Here is a 15,872-nt window from a genome sequence, read left to right on the forward strand (position 1 = left end):
GCACCCCGTCCGGGCGGATCAGCGTCCCGCCAGCTTCGTCAGCAGGTCGACGGCCGCCTCGGCGATCACCGTGCCCGGCCCGAACACCGCCGCGGCGCCCATCTCCAGCAGCGTGGGCACGTCGGCGGGCGGAATGACCCCGCCGACGACGACCATGATGTCGGCCCGGTCGAGCTTCGCCAGCTCCTCGCGCAGCTCCGGCACCAGCGTGAGGTGCCCGGCGGCGAGGGAGTTGACGCCCACGACGTGCACGTCGGCCTCGACGGCCTGCCGCGCCACCTCGCCGGGGGTCTGGAACAGCGGGCCCACGTCGACGTCGAAGCCGAGGTCGGCGAACGCGGTGGCGATCACCTTCTGGCCGCGGTCGTGGCCGTCCTGGCCCATCTTCGCGACCAGGATGCGCGGCTGGCGCCCCTCGTCGGCGGCGAAGGCGTCCACCAGCTCACGGGCGTGGTCCATCGTCGCGTTCGATCCCGCTTCCTCGGAGTACACCCCGGAGATGATCCGGATCTGGCCGGCGTGGCGCGAGTAGACCTTCTCCAGCGCGTCGGAGATCTCGCCGACGGTGGCTTTCGCCCGCGCCGCGACGACCGCGAGGTGCAGCAGGTTCTCGTCCTCGGTGCGGGTGGTCCGGCCCGCGGCGTTCGTCAGGGCCTCCAGCGCGGCGTCGACCTCGCGGGAGTCGCGCTCCTCGCGCAGGCGCCGCAGCTTGTCGAGCTGTTCGGCGCGGACGCCGGCGTTGTCGACCTTGCGGACGTCGAGCTGCTCGTCCTGCGCGACGACGTACTTGTTGATCCCGATGACGGGCTGGCGGCCGGAGTCGATGCGGGCCTGGGTGCGGGCCGCGGCCTCCTCGACACGCAGCTTCGGGATGCCGGCGTCGATCGCCTGCGCCATGCCGCCCGCCTTCTCGACCTCCTCGATGTGCCCCCAGGCGCGGCGGGCGAGGTCGTGGGTCAGCTTCTCGACGTAGTACGAGCCGCCCCACGGGTCGATGACGTCGGTGGTGCCCGACTCCTGCTGCAGCAGCAGCTGGGTGTTGCGCGCGATGCGGGCGGAGAAGTCGGTGGGCAGCGCGAGCGCCTCGTCGAGGGCGTTGGTGTGCAGGCTCTGCGTGTGGCCCTGGGTGGCGGCCATCGCCTCGATGCAGGTGCGGATGACGTTGTTGTAGACGTCCTGCGCGGTGAGCGACCAGCCCGAGGTCTGCGAGTGCGTGCGCAGCGACAGCGACTTGGGGTTCTTCGGCTCGAACTGGTCGACCAGCTTCGACCAGAGCAGCCGCGCCGCCCGGAGCTTCGCGACCTCCATGAAGAAGTTCATGCCGATCGCCCAGAAGAAGCTCAGCCGCGGCGCGAACCGGTCGATGTCGAGCCCGGCGTCGATCCCGGCCCGCAGGTACTCCACGCCGTCGGCGAGGGTGTAGGCCAGCTCGAGGTCGTTGGTCGCCCCGGCCTCCTGGATGTGGTAGCCCGAGATCGAGATCGAGTTGAACTTCGGCATCTCCCGCGAGGTGTAGGAGAAGATGTCGGAGATGATCTGCATCGACGGCGCGGGCGGGTAGATGTAGGTGTTGCGGACCATGAACTCCTTGAGGATGTCGTTCTGGATGGTCCCGGTGAGCGCGTCGTGGCTCACCCCCTGCTCCTCCGCGGCCACGATGTAGAGCGCCAGCACCGGCAGGACGGCGCCGTTCATCGTCATCGACACCGACATCTCGTCGAGCGGGATGCCGTCGAAGAGCTGGCGCATGTCGTAGATCGAGTCGATCGCGACGCCCGCCATGCCCACGTCCCCGCCGACGCGCGGGTGGTCGGAGTCGTACCCGCGGTGGGTGGCCAGGTCGAAGGCGATCGACAGGCCCTTCTGCCCGGCGGCGAGGTTGCGCCGGTAGAACGCGTTGGACTCCGTCGCGGTGGAGAAGCCCGCGTACTGGCGGATCGTCCACGGCTGCGTCGTGTACATCGCCGGGTACGGGCCGCGCAGGTAGGGCGCGATGCCGGGGTAGGTGTGCAGGAAGTCCAGACCGTCCAGGTCGGCCGCGGTGTAGAGCGGGTCGACCGCGATGCCCTCGGGGGCCTCCCACGGGCTCCCGGCCCCCGCCCACCGGCTCGCGGGCGCCGCGTCGGAGCGCAGCGGGACCTGGGTGAAGTCGGGGATCATCGGCCGGCCTCCTGGTGGCTGGTGCTCTGGTACACGGCGTCGATCACGGCGAGGGCGTCGCAGCCCGCGTGCAGCGTGCCGTCGAGCCCGTCGAGGTCGGACCTCCCGGCGAGCAGGACGTGGGTGGCGCCCGCCTCGCGCAGCGCGGCGACGGTCTCCGCGGCCCGTTCGGCGTAGAGCGTGTCGGTGGAGCACAGCACCGCGACGGTCGTGCCGGCGTCGGCGTAGGCCGCGGTCACGTCGGAGACGGTCTCGGTCGGGCCCGCCTCCACCGGCTCGATCCCGCCGGCCTGCAGCAGGTTGCGGGCGAACCCGGCACGGGCGGTGTAGGCCGCGAGCGGGCCGAGGGTGGCGAGGAACGCGCGGGGGCGGGAGCCGGTGTCGGCGAGCCGGGCGTCGGAGCGGTCGCGGAACGCCTCGTAGGCGTCGGCGGGGCGGTAGACCGGGAGTCCCCCGCCCGGTGTGTCGGGCAGCGGGCGCCGGTCGACGGGCTTCTCGTCGAGGTCGGGGAACTCGCTGACGCCGGTGAGCGGGCGCCTGCGCGTGGCGACGTCGCGCTCGCGGCGGGCCCGGACCTCCCCGGTGCGTTCGGCGAGCCATCCCGAGTCGAGCACGGCGACCGCGCCGCCCGCGGCCTCGATCTCCTGGAAGAACGCCCAGGAGGCCTGCGCGAGCGCGTCGGTGAGGGACTCGACGTAGTACGAGCCGCCCGCCGGGTCGATCACCCGGGCCAGGTGCGACTCCTCGACCAGGAGCGCCTGGGTGTTGCGGGCGATGCGCCGCGAGAACGGCTCCGAGGCGCCGAGCGCGGCGTCGAACGGGGCGACGGTGACGGCGTCGGCCCCCCCGACGCCCGCGGCGAAGCCGGCGAGCGTGCCACGCAGCAGGTTCACGTACGGGTCGCGGCGGGTGTACATCGTGGGCGAGGACACGGCGTGTTGGGCCATCGGCTGCGCCTCGCCGCACGCCTCGGTCACCCGGGACCACAGTCGGCGGGCGGCCCGCAGCTTCGCGATCGTGGGGAACTGCTCGGCGGTGGCCGCGAGCCGGAACTCCAGCAGGCGCGCCGCCCCGGGGACGCCGTCGAGCGCCCGCAGGTAGGCCACGCCCGCGGCCATGGCGAAACCGAGCTCCTGGGCGTCGGAGCCGCCCGCGGTGTGCACCGGCAGCGCGTCGACGACGACGGCACGGACCAGCGGGTGGTCCGCCGCGACGCGGGTGGCCACGGCGACGACCGAGTCGACCGGGGGGCCGTCGCCGGTGCGGGCGCGCTGCCCGATCGGGTCGAGCCCGAGCGTGCCCCGCAGCGCCTCCCCCGTGCCGCGCTCGGCGGCCAGTGCCAGGAACGCCTCCGCGAGCGCGGGCGGGTCGTCCCCGTCGAGCACGACGGGGGCGAGGTCGAGCAGGACGTCGCCGAGGACGTGCGGGAGGTCGGCGGGCGCGGTGGCGGCGAGCCAGATCGAGGTGACGCCGTTCTCCAGGTCGGCCAGCACGGCGGCGCGGGCGGTGTCGGCGTCGGGTTCGGCGTGGCGCTGGCGCACGTCCCAGCCGTCGGGGACCGGGCCGTCGACGGTGCCGCCGCGGACGAACGGCGCCGCGCCGGGCACGCCGACCGGGGCGTCGGGGGCCGCGGTGAACAGCGGGGGCACCGCGATCCCCTCGGGGCTGCGGCGCACCAGCTTCTCCACGCCCGCACCGGCCGGCGCGTCGTCGCCGATCCGGCGGGCCTTGCGCAGCACCCCGTCGACCAGCGCGGTCCACTCGTCCTGCGTGGCGGCCGGGAACCCGGCCGCCAGCGAGAGCGTGGACGGCGCGGACGACGGGGCCGGCTCGGACGACTCTGCCTCGGGCATCCCCGGATCGTAGTGAGTGGGCGGGGACGGGGCCGGACCCGGCGCGGGTGGTCCCGCTCACGTCACGCCACCGGATCGTGACAGGGGGTGGCACGGCACCCCCTGGCGGGAACGACGGACCGCAGCAGAGCCCGCCGGGGCCCCGCCGACGTTGCAGTGGGGTGGCTCCACTCCGGTCTCGTTGCAGTGAAGCCACCCCACTGCAACGCGGGGGTGGGGGTGGGGGTGGGGGGGGGGTGGGAGGGGGCCGCGGTCTCCCGGCTCGGTGAGCCGTCACGGCGGTCACCCGGTCGGGCGACGACCGCGGTCCGGTTGAACCGCGCGTGGCCGGGGTCCGTGTGGGGATCAGGCGGATGGACCGTGAGTAGGGTCCCCGCCCGTGGACCACACGGACAGTGACCGCCGTGCCGGGGCGGACGAGGCGTTGGTCCACGCCGTCTACTCCGAACACGGACGGGCGATGCTGGTGTACGCGACACGACTGCTCGACGACCGCGCCGCGGCCGAGGACGTGGTGCAGGAGGCCCTGATCCGGGCGTGGCGTCATCCCGAGGTGCTCACCAACGGGCGCGGCTCGGTGCGCGGGTGGCTGCTGACGGTGGTGCGCCACATCGTGATCGACCGGGTCCGGGCCCGCGACGCCCGCCCGCGCGAGGTGGCCGAGGAGCCGGGGCGCCCGCCGGTGGCGCGCGACCACGCCGACGCCGTGAGCGCCTCGGTCACCGTGCACGCGGCGCTCGGCGCCCTGTCGCCCGAGCACCGCGCCGTGCTGGAGCAGGTGTACCTGCACGGCCGCAACCTCGAGGAGGCCGCCGCCGCGCTGGGGGTGCCGAAGGGCACGGTCAAGTCGCGCTCGTTCTACGCCCTGCGCGCGCTGCGCACCGCGATGGAGGCCCGATGATGCTGCACGACCGCGGCGACCTCGGTGCCCACGCGCTCGGCCTGCTCGACGCCGACGAGGCCCGGGCCCTGGACGCGCACCTGCGGACGTGCTCGGACTGCCGCCACGAGTGGGAGTCGTTGCGCCGCACCGCCGACGCGCTGCGCGCGCTGCCCCCGGAGGTGTTCCTCGACGGCCCGCCCGACTCCGAGCTGCTGCTGCGCCGCACCGTGCGCGCCGTCCGCGCCGAAGGCGGCGGCGCGCGGCGGCGCACCCGCCTGGCCCTGGCCGCGGCCGCGGCGGCGGTCGCGGTGGCGCTCGTCGGCGGGGGCGCGGTGCTGGGGCGGGCCCTGGACCCGTCGACGACGGTGTCGGCGGGCTCCCGCACCGTCGAGGGCACGGCCGGGCCGATCGTCATGTCCGCCACGGTCACCCCGGCCGCGGGCTGGGTGCGGGTCGCGACGACGGTGCGCGGCATCGCGGCCGGCAAGCGCTGCACGATCGTCGTGGTCGGGCGCGACGGGACCGAGAACGTGGCCGGGAGCTGGCTGGTCTCCCCCGCCTGGGAGGTCGACGGCGGCACGGTGCAGGGCTCGACGATCATCGACCCCGACGACGTGGTGGCGGTGGCGATCCGTGACGAGTCCGGGACGGACCTGATCACGCTGCCCGTGTAGCCCGGAGCCGGGGCAGCACCTCCGCCCCGAGCCGCCGGACGTTGTCCAGCACGCGGGCGCGGTCGCCGCTGCCCTCCACCATCAGCAGGACGTGGTCGACGCCGGTGCGTGCGGCCCCCTCGGCGAGCCGGGCGACGGCGTCGTCGGGGGTGCCGACGGCGTGCAGGCGGCACAGCAGGTCGGTGTACTCGACGGGGTCGCGGGGGCGGCGCGGCACGTCGTCGACGCGGCGGTAGCCGGCGAGGCCGGGGCCGAGCCAGCGTGGCAGCGACGCGCGTAGCAGCGCCTGCGCGCCCGCCCGGGTGTCCTCGACGTGCGCCACGGCCACCGACACGTGCCCCGCACCGCCGTGCGCGCGCACGAACTCGGCCTTCTCCGCGTCGCCGGCGTGCATGCCCAGCAGCATCGGCAGGCCGCGGGCGGCGGCCAGCGCCCGGCCCTGCGGCGAGGTCACCGCCAGCACCACGGGCGGGTGCGGCGCGGTGCGCGGCACCGGCCCGACGTCGACCTCCCGGAAGGCGAACCGCTCCCCCGACGCCGCGACCGGGCCGCCGCGCAGGGCCCGCAGCAGCAGGTCGAGCGACTCCGCGAACCCGTCGCCGACCCGGTCGGCCCCGGTGCCGAACGCCTCCAGGTCGACCCACGGCCCGCCGCGCCCGACGCCGAGCCGGAACCGCCCGCCCGAGACCTGGTCGAGCAGCAGTGCCTGCTCGGCCAGCGCCACCGGGTGGACGGTCGACAGCACGCTCACTGCGGTGCCCACCGCGACGCGGCTCGTGGCGCCGAGCAGGTACCCGGCCATCGTCACGGCCGAGGGCACCCGCCCGTAGCTCATGAAGTGGTGCTCGGCGACCCACACGTCGTCGAAGCCGGCCTCCTCGGCCGCGACGGCGGTGGCGACGCAGGAGTCGAGCACGTCGGCGTCGGAACGCCCGGGGAACCCGGCGGCCAGCAGGAACGCCCCGATGCGCATGGTCTCGGACACTATCCGCCGCGATCGACTTCTACAGGGTGTAGAACTACTACAGGACGTAGAAGTTCGAGCCTGGAGGCCGCCCGTGGAAGCCCTGGACCTCGCCCGGTGGCAGTTCGGGATCACGACGATCTACCACTTCCTGTTCGTGCCGCTGACGATCGGGCTCTCGGTCGTCGTCGCCGCGCTGCAGACGGCCTGGCACCGCACCGGGCGCGTCGAGTACCTGCGCGCCACCCGGTTCTTCGGGAAGCTGTTCCTGATCAACTTCGCGATGGGTGTGGTGACCGGGATCGTCCAGGAGTTCCAGTTCGGGATGAACTGGAGCACGTACTCGACGTTCGTCGGCGACGTCTTCGGCGCTCCGCTGGCCCTGGAGGCGCTGCTCGCGTTCTTCCTGGAGTCGACGTTCATCGGGCTGTGGATCTTCGGCTGGGACAAGCTGCCCAAGCGCGTGCACCTGGCGACGATCTGGGTCGCCGCCATCGGCTCGAACCTCTCGGCCTACTTCATCCTCGCCGCCAACGCCTGGATGCGGCACCCCGTCGGGTTCGAGGTGAACGCCGACACCGGCCGCGCGCAGCTCACCGACATCGGCGCGGTGCTCACCAACCCGCAGGCGTGGTCGACCTACCTGCACGTGCTGGGCGCCTCGTTCGTCGTCGCCGGGCTGTTCGTCGTCGCCGTGAGCGCGTACCGGCTCTGGAGGCATCGCGACCCGGACTCCGAGATGTTCCGGAAGACGCTGCGCGCCGGGCTGCTCACCACGGTCGTCGCCGGGGCGGTGGTGCTCGCCTCGGGCGACCTCCAGGCCAAGCTCATGGCGCAGGACGAGCCGATGAAGCTCGCCGCGGCGGAGGCTTTGTGGCGCACCGAGGCGCCCACCGGCTTCTCGCTGTTCGCCGTCGGTGACGTCGAGGGCTCGCGCAACGTCGTGAACGTGCAGGTCCCCTACGTCCTGTCGTTCCTGGCCACCGGCGACCCCGGCGGCGAGGTCGAGGGGATCGTCGACCTGCAGGAGCGCTTCGAGGAGCAGTTCGGTCCCGGCGACTACGTGCCGAACGTGCCGGTCCTGTACTGGGCGTTCCGGCTGATGATGGGCCTGGGCGGGGCGGCGATCGGCGTCGGGGTGGTCGGGCTGTGGCTGACCCGCCGCGGCCGGCTGCCGCGCCACGGCTGGATGTACGGCGTGGCGATGCTCGGCCTGCCCGCCGCGCTCGCGGCGAACATCGCGGGCTGGATCCTCACCGAGATCGGCCGCCAGCCCTGGACGGTGGTCGGGCAGCTGCTGACGGCGGCGAGCGTCTCCCCCGGGGTCTCCCTCGGACAGGTGGCGTTCTCGCTGACGGTCTTCACGCTGCTCTACGGCGCGCTCGCCGTCGTCGAGGTGCGGCTGCTGTGGCGCTACGTGCAGGCCGGGCCCGCGCACGTCACCCCCGACGTCGAGCCGGGCGCGCGCGTGCCGGCCTTCACCTACTAGGAGCGGGTCATGGACCTTCCGACGATCTGGTTCCTCGCCATCGCCCTGCTGTGGACCGGCTACCTCGTGCTGGAGGGGTTCGACTTCGGCGTCGGGATGCTGCTGCCCTCGGTGGGGCGCGACGAGCCGGGGCGGCGCACGATGATCAACGCGATCGGCCCGGTGTGGGACGGCAACGAGGTGTGGCTGATCACCGCGGTCGGCGCGATGTTCGCCGCCTTCCCCGCCTGGTACGCCGCCACGCTGAGCGGCTTCTACCTGCCGGTGCTGCTCATCGTGGTGGCGCTGGTGTTCCGCGGCGTCGCGTTCGAGTACCGCGGGAAGATCGACTCGCCCGTGTGGCGGCGGCGCTGGGACGCCGCGATCGTCGGGGGCAGCCTGGTGCCCGCGTTCGGGTGGGGGCTGGTGTTCGCGAACATGCTGCGCGGGGTCCCCCTCGGCGCCGACGGGGTGGTGCGGTCGGCGGAGCTGTACTCCCCCTACGCCCTGCTCGGCGGGCTCGCGACGACCGCGCTGTTCGTCCTGCACGGCGCGCTGTTCCTGGGCCTCAAGGCCGACGGGCCGGTGCGGCACCGGGCGCGGGCGGCCGCGCGGTCGGCCGCGCTCGTCGCGGTGCCGGTCGTCGGCGGGTTCCTGGCGTGGACGGTGCACGATCGGGGCACGGGCGTCGGGGCCGCGGTCGCCGCGGTGGTCCTGCTGCTCGCGGCCGTCGGCTGCGCGGCGCGGCGCCGCGAGGGGTGGGCGTTCACGGCCACCGCGGCGTCGGTCGTCGCTGTGGCGGTGGTGGTGTTCGGCGGTCTGTACCCGGTGCTGCTGCCCTCCCTCGTGGACCCCGCCTACGACATGACCGTCGCGAACGCGGCGTCGGCGCCGTACACCCTGGGCGTGCTCAGCGTGATCGGCGCGGTGTTCCTGCCGCTGGTCGTGGCCTACCAGGCGTGGAGCTACTGGGTGTTCCGCAGGCGGGTGCACGTTGCGGCCGCTTGACCCGCGCCTGGTCCGCGGGGTCGCCGCGGTGCGGGTGCACCTGGCCGTCGTCGTCGTGCTCGGGATGGCGACGACGGGGCTGATCCTCGCGCAGGCCTGGCTGCTGGCGCGCACGATCGCCACCGCCGAGCTCGCCGTCTCCGTCGCCGCGCTGGCGGCGTTCGCCGTGGCCCGGGCCGCGCTCGCGTACGGCGGGGAGACGCTCGCGCTGCGCAGCGCGGCGACGGTGAAGTCGGCGCTGCGGCGGCGGCTGGTCCGCCACGTCGTCGACGACCCCCACTGCGCGGGCGAGGTCGTCACACTCGCGACCCGCGGCCTGGACGCCCTCGACGACTACGTCGCCCGGTTCCTGCCCCAGCTCGTGCTGGCCGTGCTGGTGCCCGCCGCCGTGCTGGTGGTAGTGGCGCGGGCCGACTGGATCTCCGCGCTGGTCATCGGGCTGACGCTGCCGCTGATCCCGCTGTTCATGGCGCTGGTCGGGTGGCACACCGAGGCCCGGACGCAGCGGCAGTGGCGGCTGCTCGAACGCCTGGCCGGGCACTTCCTCGACGTCGTCGAGGGGCTGCCGACGCTGGCGTTGTTCCGCCGCTCGCGGGCCGCGGCCGCGCAGATCCGCGCGGCCACCGACGCCCACCGCGACGCGACGCTGGGCACGCTGCGGATCGCGTTCCTGTCGGCGTTCGTGCTGGAGCTGCTGGCGACGCTCGCCGTCGCACTGGTGGCCGTCGAGGTCGGGCTGCGGCTGCTCTACGGGCACCTGGACCTGGAGACCGCGCTGCTGGTGCTGATCCTCGCGCCCGAGGCGTACCTGCCGCTGCGGGAGGTCGGCGCCCGGTTCCACGCGTCGACCGAGGGGGTGGCGGCCGCGGCGCGGGTGTTCGAGGTGCTGGAGCGCCCGGTGCCCGCCGAGGTGACCGGGCCCCCCGTGCCCGCGCCGCGGGTCGTCCGGTTCGAGGGCGTGTCGCTGTCCCACGGCGCAGTACCCGTCCTGCTCGGGCTGGACCTCACCCTCGCCGCGGGCACCACCACGCTGGTGACCGGGCGCAGCGGGGCCGGCAAGTCGAGCCTGCTCGCGCTGCTGCTGCGGTTCACCCCGCCGGACGCCGGGCGCGTCACCGTCGACGGCCGCGACCTCGCCGAGCTGTCGACGCGGGAGTGGCGGCGGCTGGTCGCCTGGGTGCCGCAGCGGCCGCACCTGTTCGACGCCTCGCTCGCCGACAACATCCGCCTCGGCTCCCCGGACGCGTCCCGCGCCGAGGTCGCGCGCACGGCCGAGCGGGCCGGGCTCGCCGACGTCGTCGCCGGCCTGCCCGCGGGTTACGACACCCGACTCGGCGAGCGCGGCACGCGGCTGTCGTCGGGGCAGCGGCAGCGGGTCGCGCTGGCGCGGGCGTTCCTGCGCCGGGCCCGGGGCGCCCCGATCGTGCTGCTCGACGAACCGACCGCGCACCTGGACCCGGCCACCGCCGACGGCGTACGGGCCGCGGTGGCCGACCTGGTGCGCGGTGCGACGGCGGTCGTCGTCGCCCACGACGCCGGCTGGGCCGATCTCGCCGACCGGGTGCTGGACCTGGACGCCACCGCGACCGTCGGGGCGGCCCGGTGACCGGGCGGGACCCGCTGCTGCGGATGATCGCGCTGGCCCGCCCGCGCGGGGCCCGGTTCGCCCTCGGCGTGCTCGCCGCCGCCGTCGCGACCGCCTCGGCCGTGGCGCTGCTGGCCACCGCGGCCTGGCTGATCGCCACCGCCGCCGCGCAGCCGCCGATCACCGCGCTGAGCGTGGCCGTCGTCGCGACGCGCGCGCTGGGCGTCACGCGCGGGGTGGCGCGCTACCTCGAACGCCTCGTCACCCACGACGCGGCCCTGCGCACCCTGTCCGACGTGCGGGTCCGCGTCTTCCGTCGGCTCGCCCGCACCGAGCCCGTGCGCCGGTTCCGCTCCGGGGACCTCGTGACGCGCCTGGTCGGCGACACCGACGCCACCCAGGACCTGCTGATCCGCGGGCTCACCCCGCCCGCCGCCGCGCTCGTCACCGGGGTGGGGGTGGTCGCGCTGTCGACGGCGGTGCTGCTGCCCGGTGGCGTCCTGCTCGCCGCCGGCCTGCTCCTCGGTGGGGTCGCGGTGCCGCTGCTGGCCGCCGCGGCCGGACGCGGCCCGGGGCGCCGGGCCGCCGCGGCCCGGGCCAAGCTGTCGACCGCGCTCGTCGACGCCCTGCACGGCGCCCCCGACCTGCACGTCCACGGGGCCATGGACGCCGCCGTGGCCCGGGTGGAGGCCGCCGACGCCGCGCTCACCCGCGTCGCCCGCCGCGACGCCACCCTGCTCGGCCTCGGCTCCGGTGCGTCCGCGCTGGTCGCGGGCCTGACGGTGTGGGGCACGCTGGTGCTCGGCGTCGCCGCCGTGGACGGGCTGGGCACCGTCGGGCTCGCCGTCCTGGTGCTGACGGCGCTGGCCGCGTTCGAGATCGTCGCCCCGCTGCCCGCGGTGGCGGCCCGCCTCGGCGGGCTGCGCGCGGCGGGCACGCGCCTGTTCGACGTCCTCGACACCCCGCCCGCGGTGACCCGCCGCCCCGCCGCCCCGGTGCGCGACGAGCCCGGCCTGCGCATCCGCGGCCTGCGCGTGCGGTACGGCCCGGGCGAGCCGTGGGTGCTCGACGGGCTCGAGCTGGACCTGCCGCCCGGACGCCGGATCGCCGTCGTCGGGCCCAGCGGGGTGGGCAAGTCGACGCTGGCCGCGGTGCTGTTCCGGTTCCGCGACCCCGACGGCGGCACCGTGCACCTCGACGGCGTCGACGTCACCACGCAGGACCCCGACGAGGTGCGGCGCGCGATCGGGGGCGTGCCCGCCGACCCCCACGTGTTCGACGCGACCGTCCGCGCCAACCTGCTGCTCGCCCGCCCCGGCGCGACCGACGCCGAGCTGACCGCGGTGCTCGACCGCGTCCGGCTGACCGCCGCGCTGGCCCCCGCCGGCGGGCTCGACGCGGAGACCGGCCCGCACGGCGACCGGCTCTCCGGCGGCATGCGCACCCGCCTCGCACTGGCCCGCGCGCTGCTGGCCGACCCCCGCGTCCTGGTCCTGGACGAGCCGACGGCCCACCTCGATCCGGAGACCCGCGACGCCGTCCTCGCCGACGTCCTGCACGCCACCCGGGGCCGCACGCTGGTCCTGATCACCCACGACCGCGCCGGTCTGGACCGGCTCGACGCGGTCGTCGAACTCAGGCCCCCGGGTCCGGTGCCCGCGGCTATCCGGGCGGCCCCGCGTCCGGCAGCACGGTGAGGGTCTTCGGCGTTCCCGGCAGGATCCGCTGCACGTAGGACCGGGCCGCCGCGGTGGTGCCGACGTCCTTGCCCTCCTGCTCGGACAGGAACCAGCGGTGCTCCAGGATCTCGTGGAACACCTCGGCCGGGGCGAGCCGGTCGGAGAGGTCGGGCGGCACCATCGCCATGACCCGGTCGTAGATCTCGGAACGCCAGCGGTGCCCGGCCACCGTCTCGGGCACCGGTCGCCCCTCCTTCTGCTCCAGGTGCGCGCGGTAGCTGACGACGTCGTTGAGCAGCCGCCGCGCCTGGTTCTCGGTGGTCTGCAGGCCGGTCAGCACGAACAGCCGGTGCCGGTGACGGCCGGACTCCGCGACCCGGGTGTGCACCTTGAGCCGCGTGCCCTCCGCGGTGGTGACCAGCTCGATCTCGTCGACGTCGAAACCCAGCTCGTTGAGCCGGTCGATGCGCTCGGCCACCCGGTAGCGCTGCTCGTCGGGGCGCAGCAGCTCCTCGCGCGTCAGCTCGTCCCACAGCGCGTGGTAGCGCGCCGGGAGCTGCGCGGCGATCTCGATCGGGTCGACGTCGTCGGGCAGCAGCCCTCCCGCCTGCAGGTCCAGCAGCTCCCCGCCGACGCGCTCCACGGCGTAGTCGATGTCGAACCCGCGCTGCCCCGGGGTCAGCGTCGGGTGCAGCTCGGCGGTCTCGGCGTCGACCAGATAGGCCGCGACGCTGCCCGCGTCGGGGCGGAACAGCGTGTTCGACAACGAGCAGTCGCCCCAGAACAGCCCGGCCAGGTGCAGACGGGCCAGCAGCTCCACCATCGCGTCGATCAGCTGGTCGGTGGGCTGCTGGGTGTGCCCGTGGGAGAAGACGTAGCGGTAGGACATCGAGTAGTCCAGGAACCGGGTCACCAGGATCGCGTCCTGGTCCTCGCCGCGCTCCACGCAGATGCCGAGCACCGACACCGCCGGCATCCCCATCGACTCCAGCTCGCCGAGCAGCCGGTACTCCCGGCGCGCCAGCCGCTCGTCGATCTCCTTGAGCGCGTAGACGTGCCCGTCGACCTCGACGAACCGCACGACGTGCCGCGAGATCCCGCGGTGCGCCACCTCGAGCAGGTGGTCGTCGACCCACTCCTCCAGCGGGGTGGCCCACGGCAGCGACAACAGCCCGGCCGCGTGGGCGGCGGGGGGCCGGAAGATGAAGCGCATCGCGCCTAGGCCTTGGGTCCGCCGGCCACGTAGATCACCTGGCCGGAGACGAACCCCGCCCCCTCGCTGACCAGGAACGACACCGTGTGCGCGATGTCCTCGGGCACACCCGCGCGGGCCACCGGGATCTGCGCGGCACGCGCGGACACGTAGGTCTCCCAGTCCTCGCCGATCCGCTGCGCCGTCGCCCGCGTCATGTCGCTGACGATGAACCCGGGGGCGATGCAGTTGGCGGTGACGCCGAACTTGCCCAGCTCGATCGCCAGGGTCTTGGTGAAGCCCTGCAGACCGGCCTTCGCGGTGGCGTAGTTGGCCTGGCCGCGGTTGCCCAGCGCGGAGGTGCTCGACAGGTTGACGATCCGGCCCCACGACGCGGCCACCATGTGCCGCTGCACGGCCCGGGTCATCAGGAACGCGCCGCGCAGGTGCACGCCCATGACGGAGTCCCAGTCGAGCTCGGTCATCTTGAACAGCAGGTTGTCGCGGGTGATCCCGGCGTTGTTCACCAGCACGATCGGCGCGCCCAGCTCGGCCTCGACCCGCGCGACGGCCGCGGTCACGGCGTCGGCGTCGGCGACGTCGGCGCCCACGGCGAGCGCACGCCCGCCCTCGGCGACGATCGTGTCGACCACCGGCTTCGCCGCCGACTCCTCCAGGTCCAGCACGGCGACCGCCATCCCGTCGCGGGCCAGGCGCAGGGCGGTGGCGGCACCCAGGCCGCGCGCCCCGCCGGTCACGATGGCCACCCGCTGGTCGTTCGTCATCAGTGCACTCCTCGTCGTCGCCGGTCGGACCGATCCTCGCACCCACGGCGGGTGCGGGCGCCGGGACCCGCGCCCGCCGCGACCGCCGGACGCGTCCGGGCGACCACTGACCGCGCGGGGATCCCGGCGAGGCGACCCGTGTCCCGGCCGTCACCTTCTCGTGATCTTGATGGTCGAGCCTTCGCCCCGGTGTCGGGGGGCACGCCGCCCTCCCCCTGAGTCTCCGCCGCTATCGGAATGCGAGGGCCCGTGAGCTCTGCCGATCGTTCCCGTGACCCCCGGCGCCCGGCCTGGCTGCCCCTGGCCGTCGCCGCGCTGGTCGTGCCGACCGTGCTGGCCGGCCTCACGCTGCTGTGGCCGCGCCCGCAGATCGAGGCCGAGCTGACGCGCACGGCGACCGAGTCGCTGGCCGCCGCGGGCCTCACCGGCGCGGGCGTGACGTTCGACGGCCGCGACGCGGTCGTCACCGGGGTCGCCGGGGCCGACGCGCAGCGCGCCGCGGAGATCGTGGCGGGCCTGCCCGGGGTGCGGGTCGCGCAGCTCCCGGCGGGCGGGGGCGGCGACGGGACCGGCGGCGGGACCGGCGGCGGGACGGAGGGCCCCGACGGGGCGGGCGCCGACGCCGGTGCCGCCGCGGCCGGGCCGTTCGGCATCACCCGGCGCGGCGAGGACGTCGTGCTCACCGGCGTCGTCGGCTCCGAGGCCGAGCGCAGCGCGCTCGTCGCCGCCGCCACCGAGCAGGCCGGCGGGCGCTCCGTCGTCGACGAGCTGACCGTCACCGAGGGCGTGCTGCCCCAGCCGGGCGTCACGGCCGCGAGCGTCGGGTCGGTCACCGCACTGCTGGGCGCCACCGGCGACGGCATCGCCGCCTCGATCGACGGCGACACCCTCACCCTCACCGGGACCGCCCCCGACTCCGCGTCCGCGCAGGCCGCGGGCGAGGCGCTGGGCACGCTGCTGCCCGGCACGACCGTCGACAACCGGCTCACCGTCGCCGGCGGTGCGGCACCCGCGGGGGAGCTCGACGACGCCGGCCGCCAGGAGCTGCAGCGCGCCATCGACGCGCTCACCGACGGGGCGCCCGTCACCTTCGAGCCGGACAGCCCCGAGCTCACCGCGGCCGGCGCGGCCACCGTCGAGAGCATCGTGGAGCTGGTCGCGCTGGTGCCCGGCGCGCGCCTGCAGGTCGACGGCTACGTCGCCTCCGGGCCCGGCGCGGGGGTGCTGACCGCACAGGAGCTCTCCGACCTGCGGGCCGCCACCGTCCGCGACGCGCTGGTGGCCGGTGGGGTGCCCGGCGACAACATCGTCACCCGCGGTCTCGGCGAGGGCGACACCCCCGCGGCGCAGGCCGCCGGGCGTCGCGTCGAGATCACCGTCGTCTGAGGGACCCGTCGTCCGAGGGACCGCCGTCCGGTCCGTCCCGTACCGAGGAGGAGTCGTCGTGCTCTGGTTGTTCGCCCAGGTCTGGGTCTGGCTGATCGTCGCCCTGGCGCTCGGGGTGCTCGCGGGCGAGCTGTTCTGGGCCCGCCCGCTGCGGCGCCGGGTCGCCGAGCTCGAGGCCGCGCGCGGGCAGGCGCCGCCGCCGTCGCGTTCTGCCGCCTGATCCCACCGCTCCCGC

13 protein-coding genes are annotated in these 15,872 nt (G+C 75.3%); 8 read left to right on the top strand and 5 right to left on the bottom strand.

Going from position 1 to position 15,872, the window contains the following annotated elements:
- Positions 1–18: 18 nt before the first annotated feature.
- The gene (scpA, locus tag PHY01_RS02445; RefSeq protein ID WP_141276531.1) at positions 19–2,160 is read right to left on the bottom strand and encodes a methylmalonyl-CoA mutase; all 2,142 of its coding nucleotides are present in this window, start codon (positions 2,158–2,160) and stop codon (positions 19–21) included.
- Complete coding sequence (locus PHY01_RS02450) at positions 2,157–4,013, bottom strand: methylmalonyl-CoA mutase family protein (RefSeq protein WP_141276533.1); 1,857 nt, start codon at positions 4,011–4,013, stop codon at positions 2,157–2,159. The genes scpA and PHY01_RS02450 overlap by 4 nt, the downstream gene beginning before the upstream one ends.
- A gap of 379 nt (positions 4,014–4,392) precedes the next feature.
- Here PHY01_RS02450 and PHY01_RS02455 point away from each other — a divergent pair, with 379 nt between their 5' ends.
- A complete protein-coding gene (locus PHY01_RS02455) occupies positions 4,393–4,914 on the top strand; it encodes a sigma-70 family RNA polymerase sigma factor (protein WP_246085641.1) in 522 nt (173 codons plus the stop codon).
- Positions 4,911–5,570 carry an anti-sigma factor family protein gene (locus PHY01_RS02460; protein ID WP_141276535.1) on the top strand — a complete coding sequence of 220 codons (660 nt, stop codon included), beginning with the start codon at positions 4,911–4,913 and terminating at the stop codon, positions 5,568–5,570. The genes PHY01_RS02455 and PHY01_RS02460 overlap by 4 nt, the downstream gene beginning before the upstream one ends.
- Here the strand turns inward: PHY01_RS02460 and PHY01_RS02465 are convergent.
- A complete protein-coding gene (locus PHY01_RS02465) occupies positions 5,554–6,543 on the bottom strand; it encodes an LLM class flavin-dependent oxidoreductase (protein ID WP_141276536.1) in 990 nt (329 codons plus the stop codon). The two genes, PHY01_RS02460 and PHY01_RS02465, sit on opposite strands and share 17 nt — an antisense overlap.
- Positions 6,544–6,628: 85 nt before the next feature.
- On the opposite strand from PHY01_RS02465, the gene PHY01_RS02470 reads away from it, so the two are divergent.
- From PHY01_RS02470 to cydC, 4 genes are read left to right on the top strand one after another with little or no spacing between them, the layout of a single operon-like run.
- Complete coding sequence (locus PHY01_RS02470) at positions 6,629–8,023, top strand: cytochrome ubiquinol oxidase subunit I (protein WP_141276538.1); 1,395 nt, start codon at positions 6,629–6,631, stop codon at positions 8,021–8,023.
- Between the two features lie 9 nt (positions 8,024–8,032).
- Positions 8,033–9,010: a cytochrome d ubiquinol oxidase subunit II gene (gene cydB / locus PHY01_RS02475; RefSeq protein WP_141276540.1), complete on the top strand. Its 978-nt coding sequence runs from the start codon at positions 8,033–8,035 to the stop codon at positions 9,008–9,010.
- Positions 8,997–10,616 carry a thiol reductant ABC exporter subunit CydD gene (gene cydD, locus PHY01_RS02480; RefSeq protein ID WP_141276541.1) on the top strand — a complete coding sequence of 540 codons (1,620 nt, stop codon included), beginning with the start codon at positions 8,997–8,999 and terminating at the stop codon, positions 10,614–10,616. The genes cydB and cydD overlap by 14 nt, the downstream gene beginning before the upstream one ends.
- A complete protein-coding gene (cydC, locus tag PHY01_RS02485; protein WP_246085642.1) occupies positions 10,613–12,292 on the top strand; it encodes a thiol reductant ABC exporter subunit CydC in 1,680 nt (559 codons plus the stop codon). Before cydD ends, cydC begins: the two co-directional genes overlap by 4 nt.
- Here cydC and PHY01_RS02490 read toward each other — a convergent pair.
- A complete protein-coding gene (locus PHY01_RS02490) occupies positions 12,258–13,487 on the bottom strand; it encodes a DUF4032 domain-containing protein (RefSeq protein ID WP_141276543.1) in 1,230 nt (409 codons plus the stop codon). The two genes, cydC and PHY01_RS02490, sit on opposite strands and share 35 nt — an antisense overlap.
- Before the next feature lie 5 nt (positions 13,488–13,492).
- Positions 13,493–14,251: a 3-oxoacyl-ACP reductase FabG gene (gene fabG, locus PHY01_RS02495; protein WP_141276545.1), complete on the bottom strand. Its 759-nt coding sequence runs from the start codon at positions 14,249–14,251 to the stop codon at positions 13,493–13,495.
- Positions 14,252–14,500: 249 nt separating this feature from the next.
- On the opposite strand from fabG, the gene arfA reads away from it, so the two are divergent.
- Both arfA and PHY01_RS26145 read left to right on the top strand, forming a co-directional pair.
- Entirely contained in the window at positions 14,501–15,637 is a 1,137-nt protein-coding gene (arfA, locus tag PHY01_RS02500; RefSeq protein ID WP_141276547.1) for a channel-forming protein ArfA/OmpATb, read from the top strand.
- A 58-nt stretch (positions 15,638–15,695) separates the two neighbouring features.
- Positions 15,696–15,857 carry a hypothetical protein gene (locus PHY01_RS26145; protein WP_170183604.1) on the top strand — a complete coding sequence of 54 codons (162 nt, stop codon included), beginning with the start codon at positions 15,696–15,698 and terminating at the stop codon, positions 15,855–15,857.
- The last annotated feature ends 15 nt before the right edge of the window (positions 15,858–15,872 follow it).

It is taken from the genome of Pseudonocardia hydrocarbonoxydans, from assembly GCF_006539565.1.
In the GTDB taxonomy this organism is placed as follows: domain Bacteria; phylum Actinomycetota; class Actinomycetes; order Mycobacteriales; family Pseudonocardiaceae; genus Pseudonocardia; species Pseudonocardia hydrocarbonoxydans.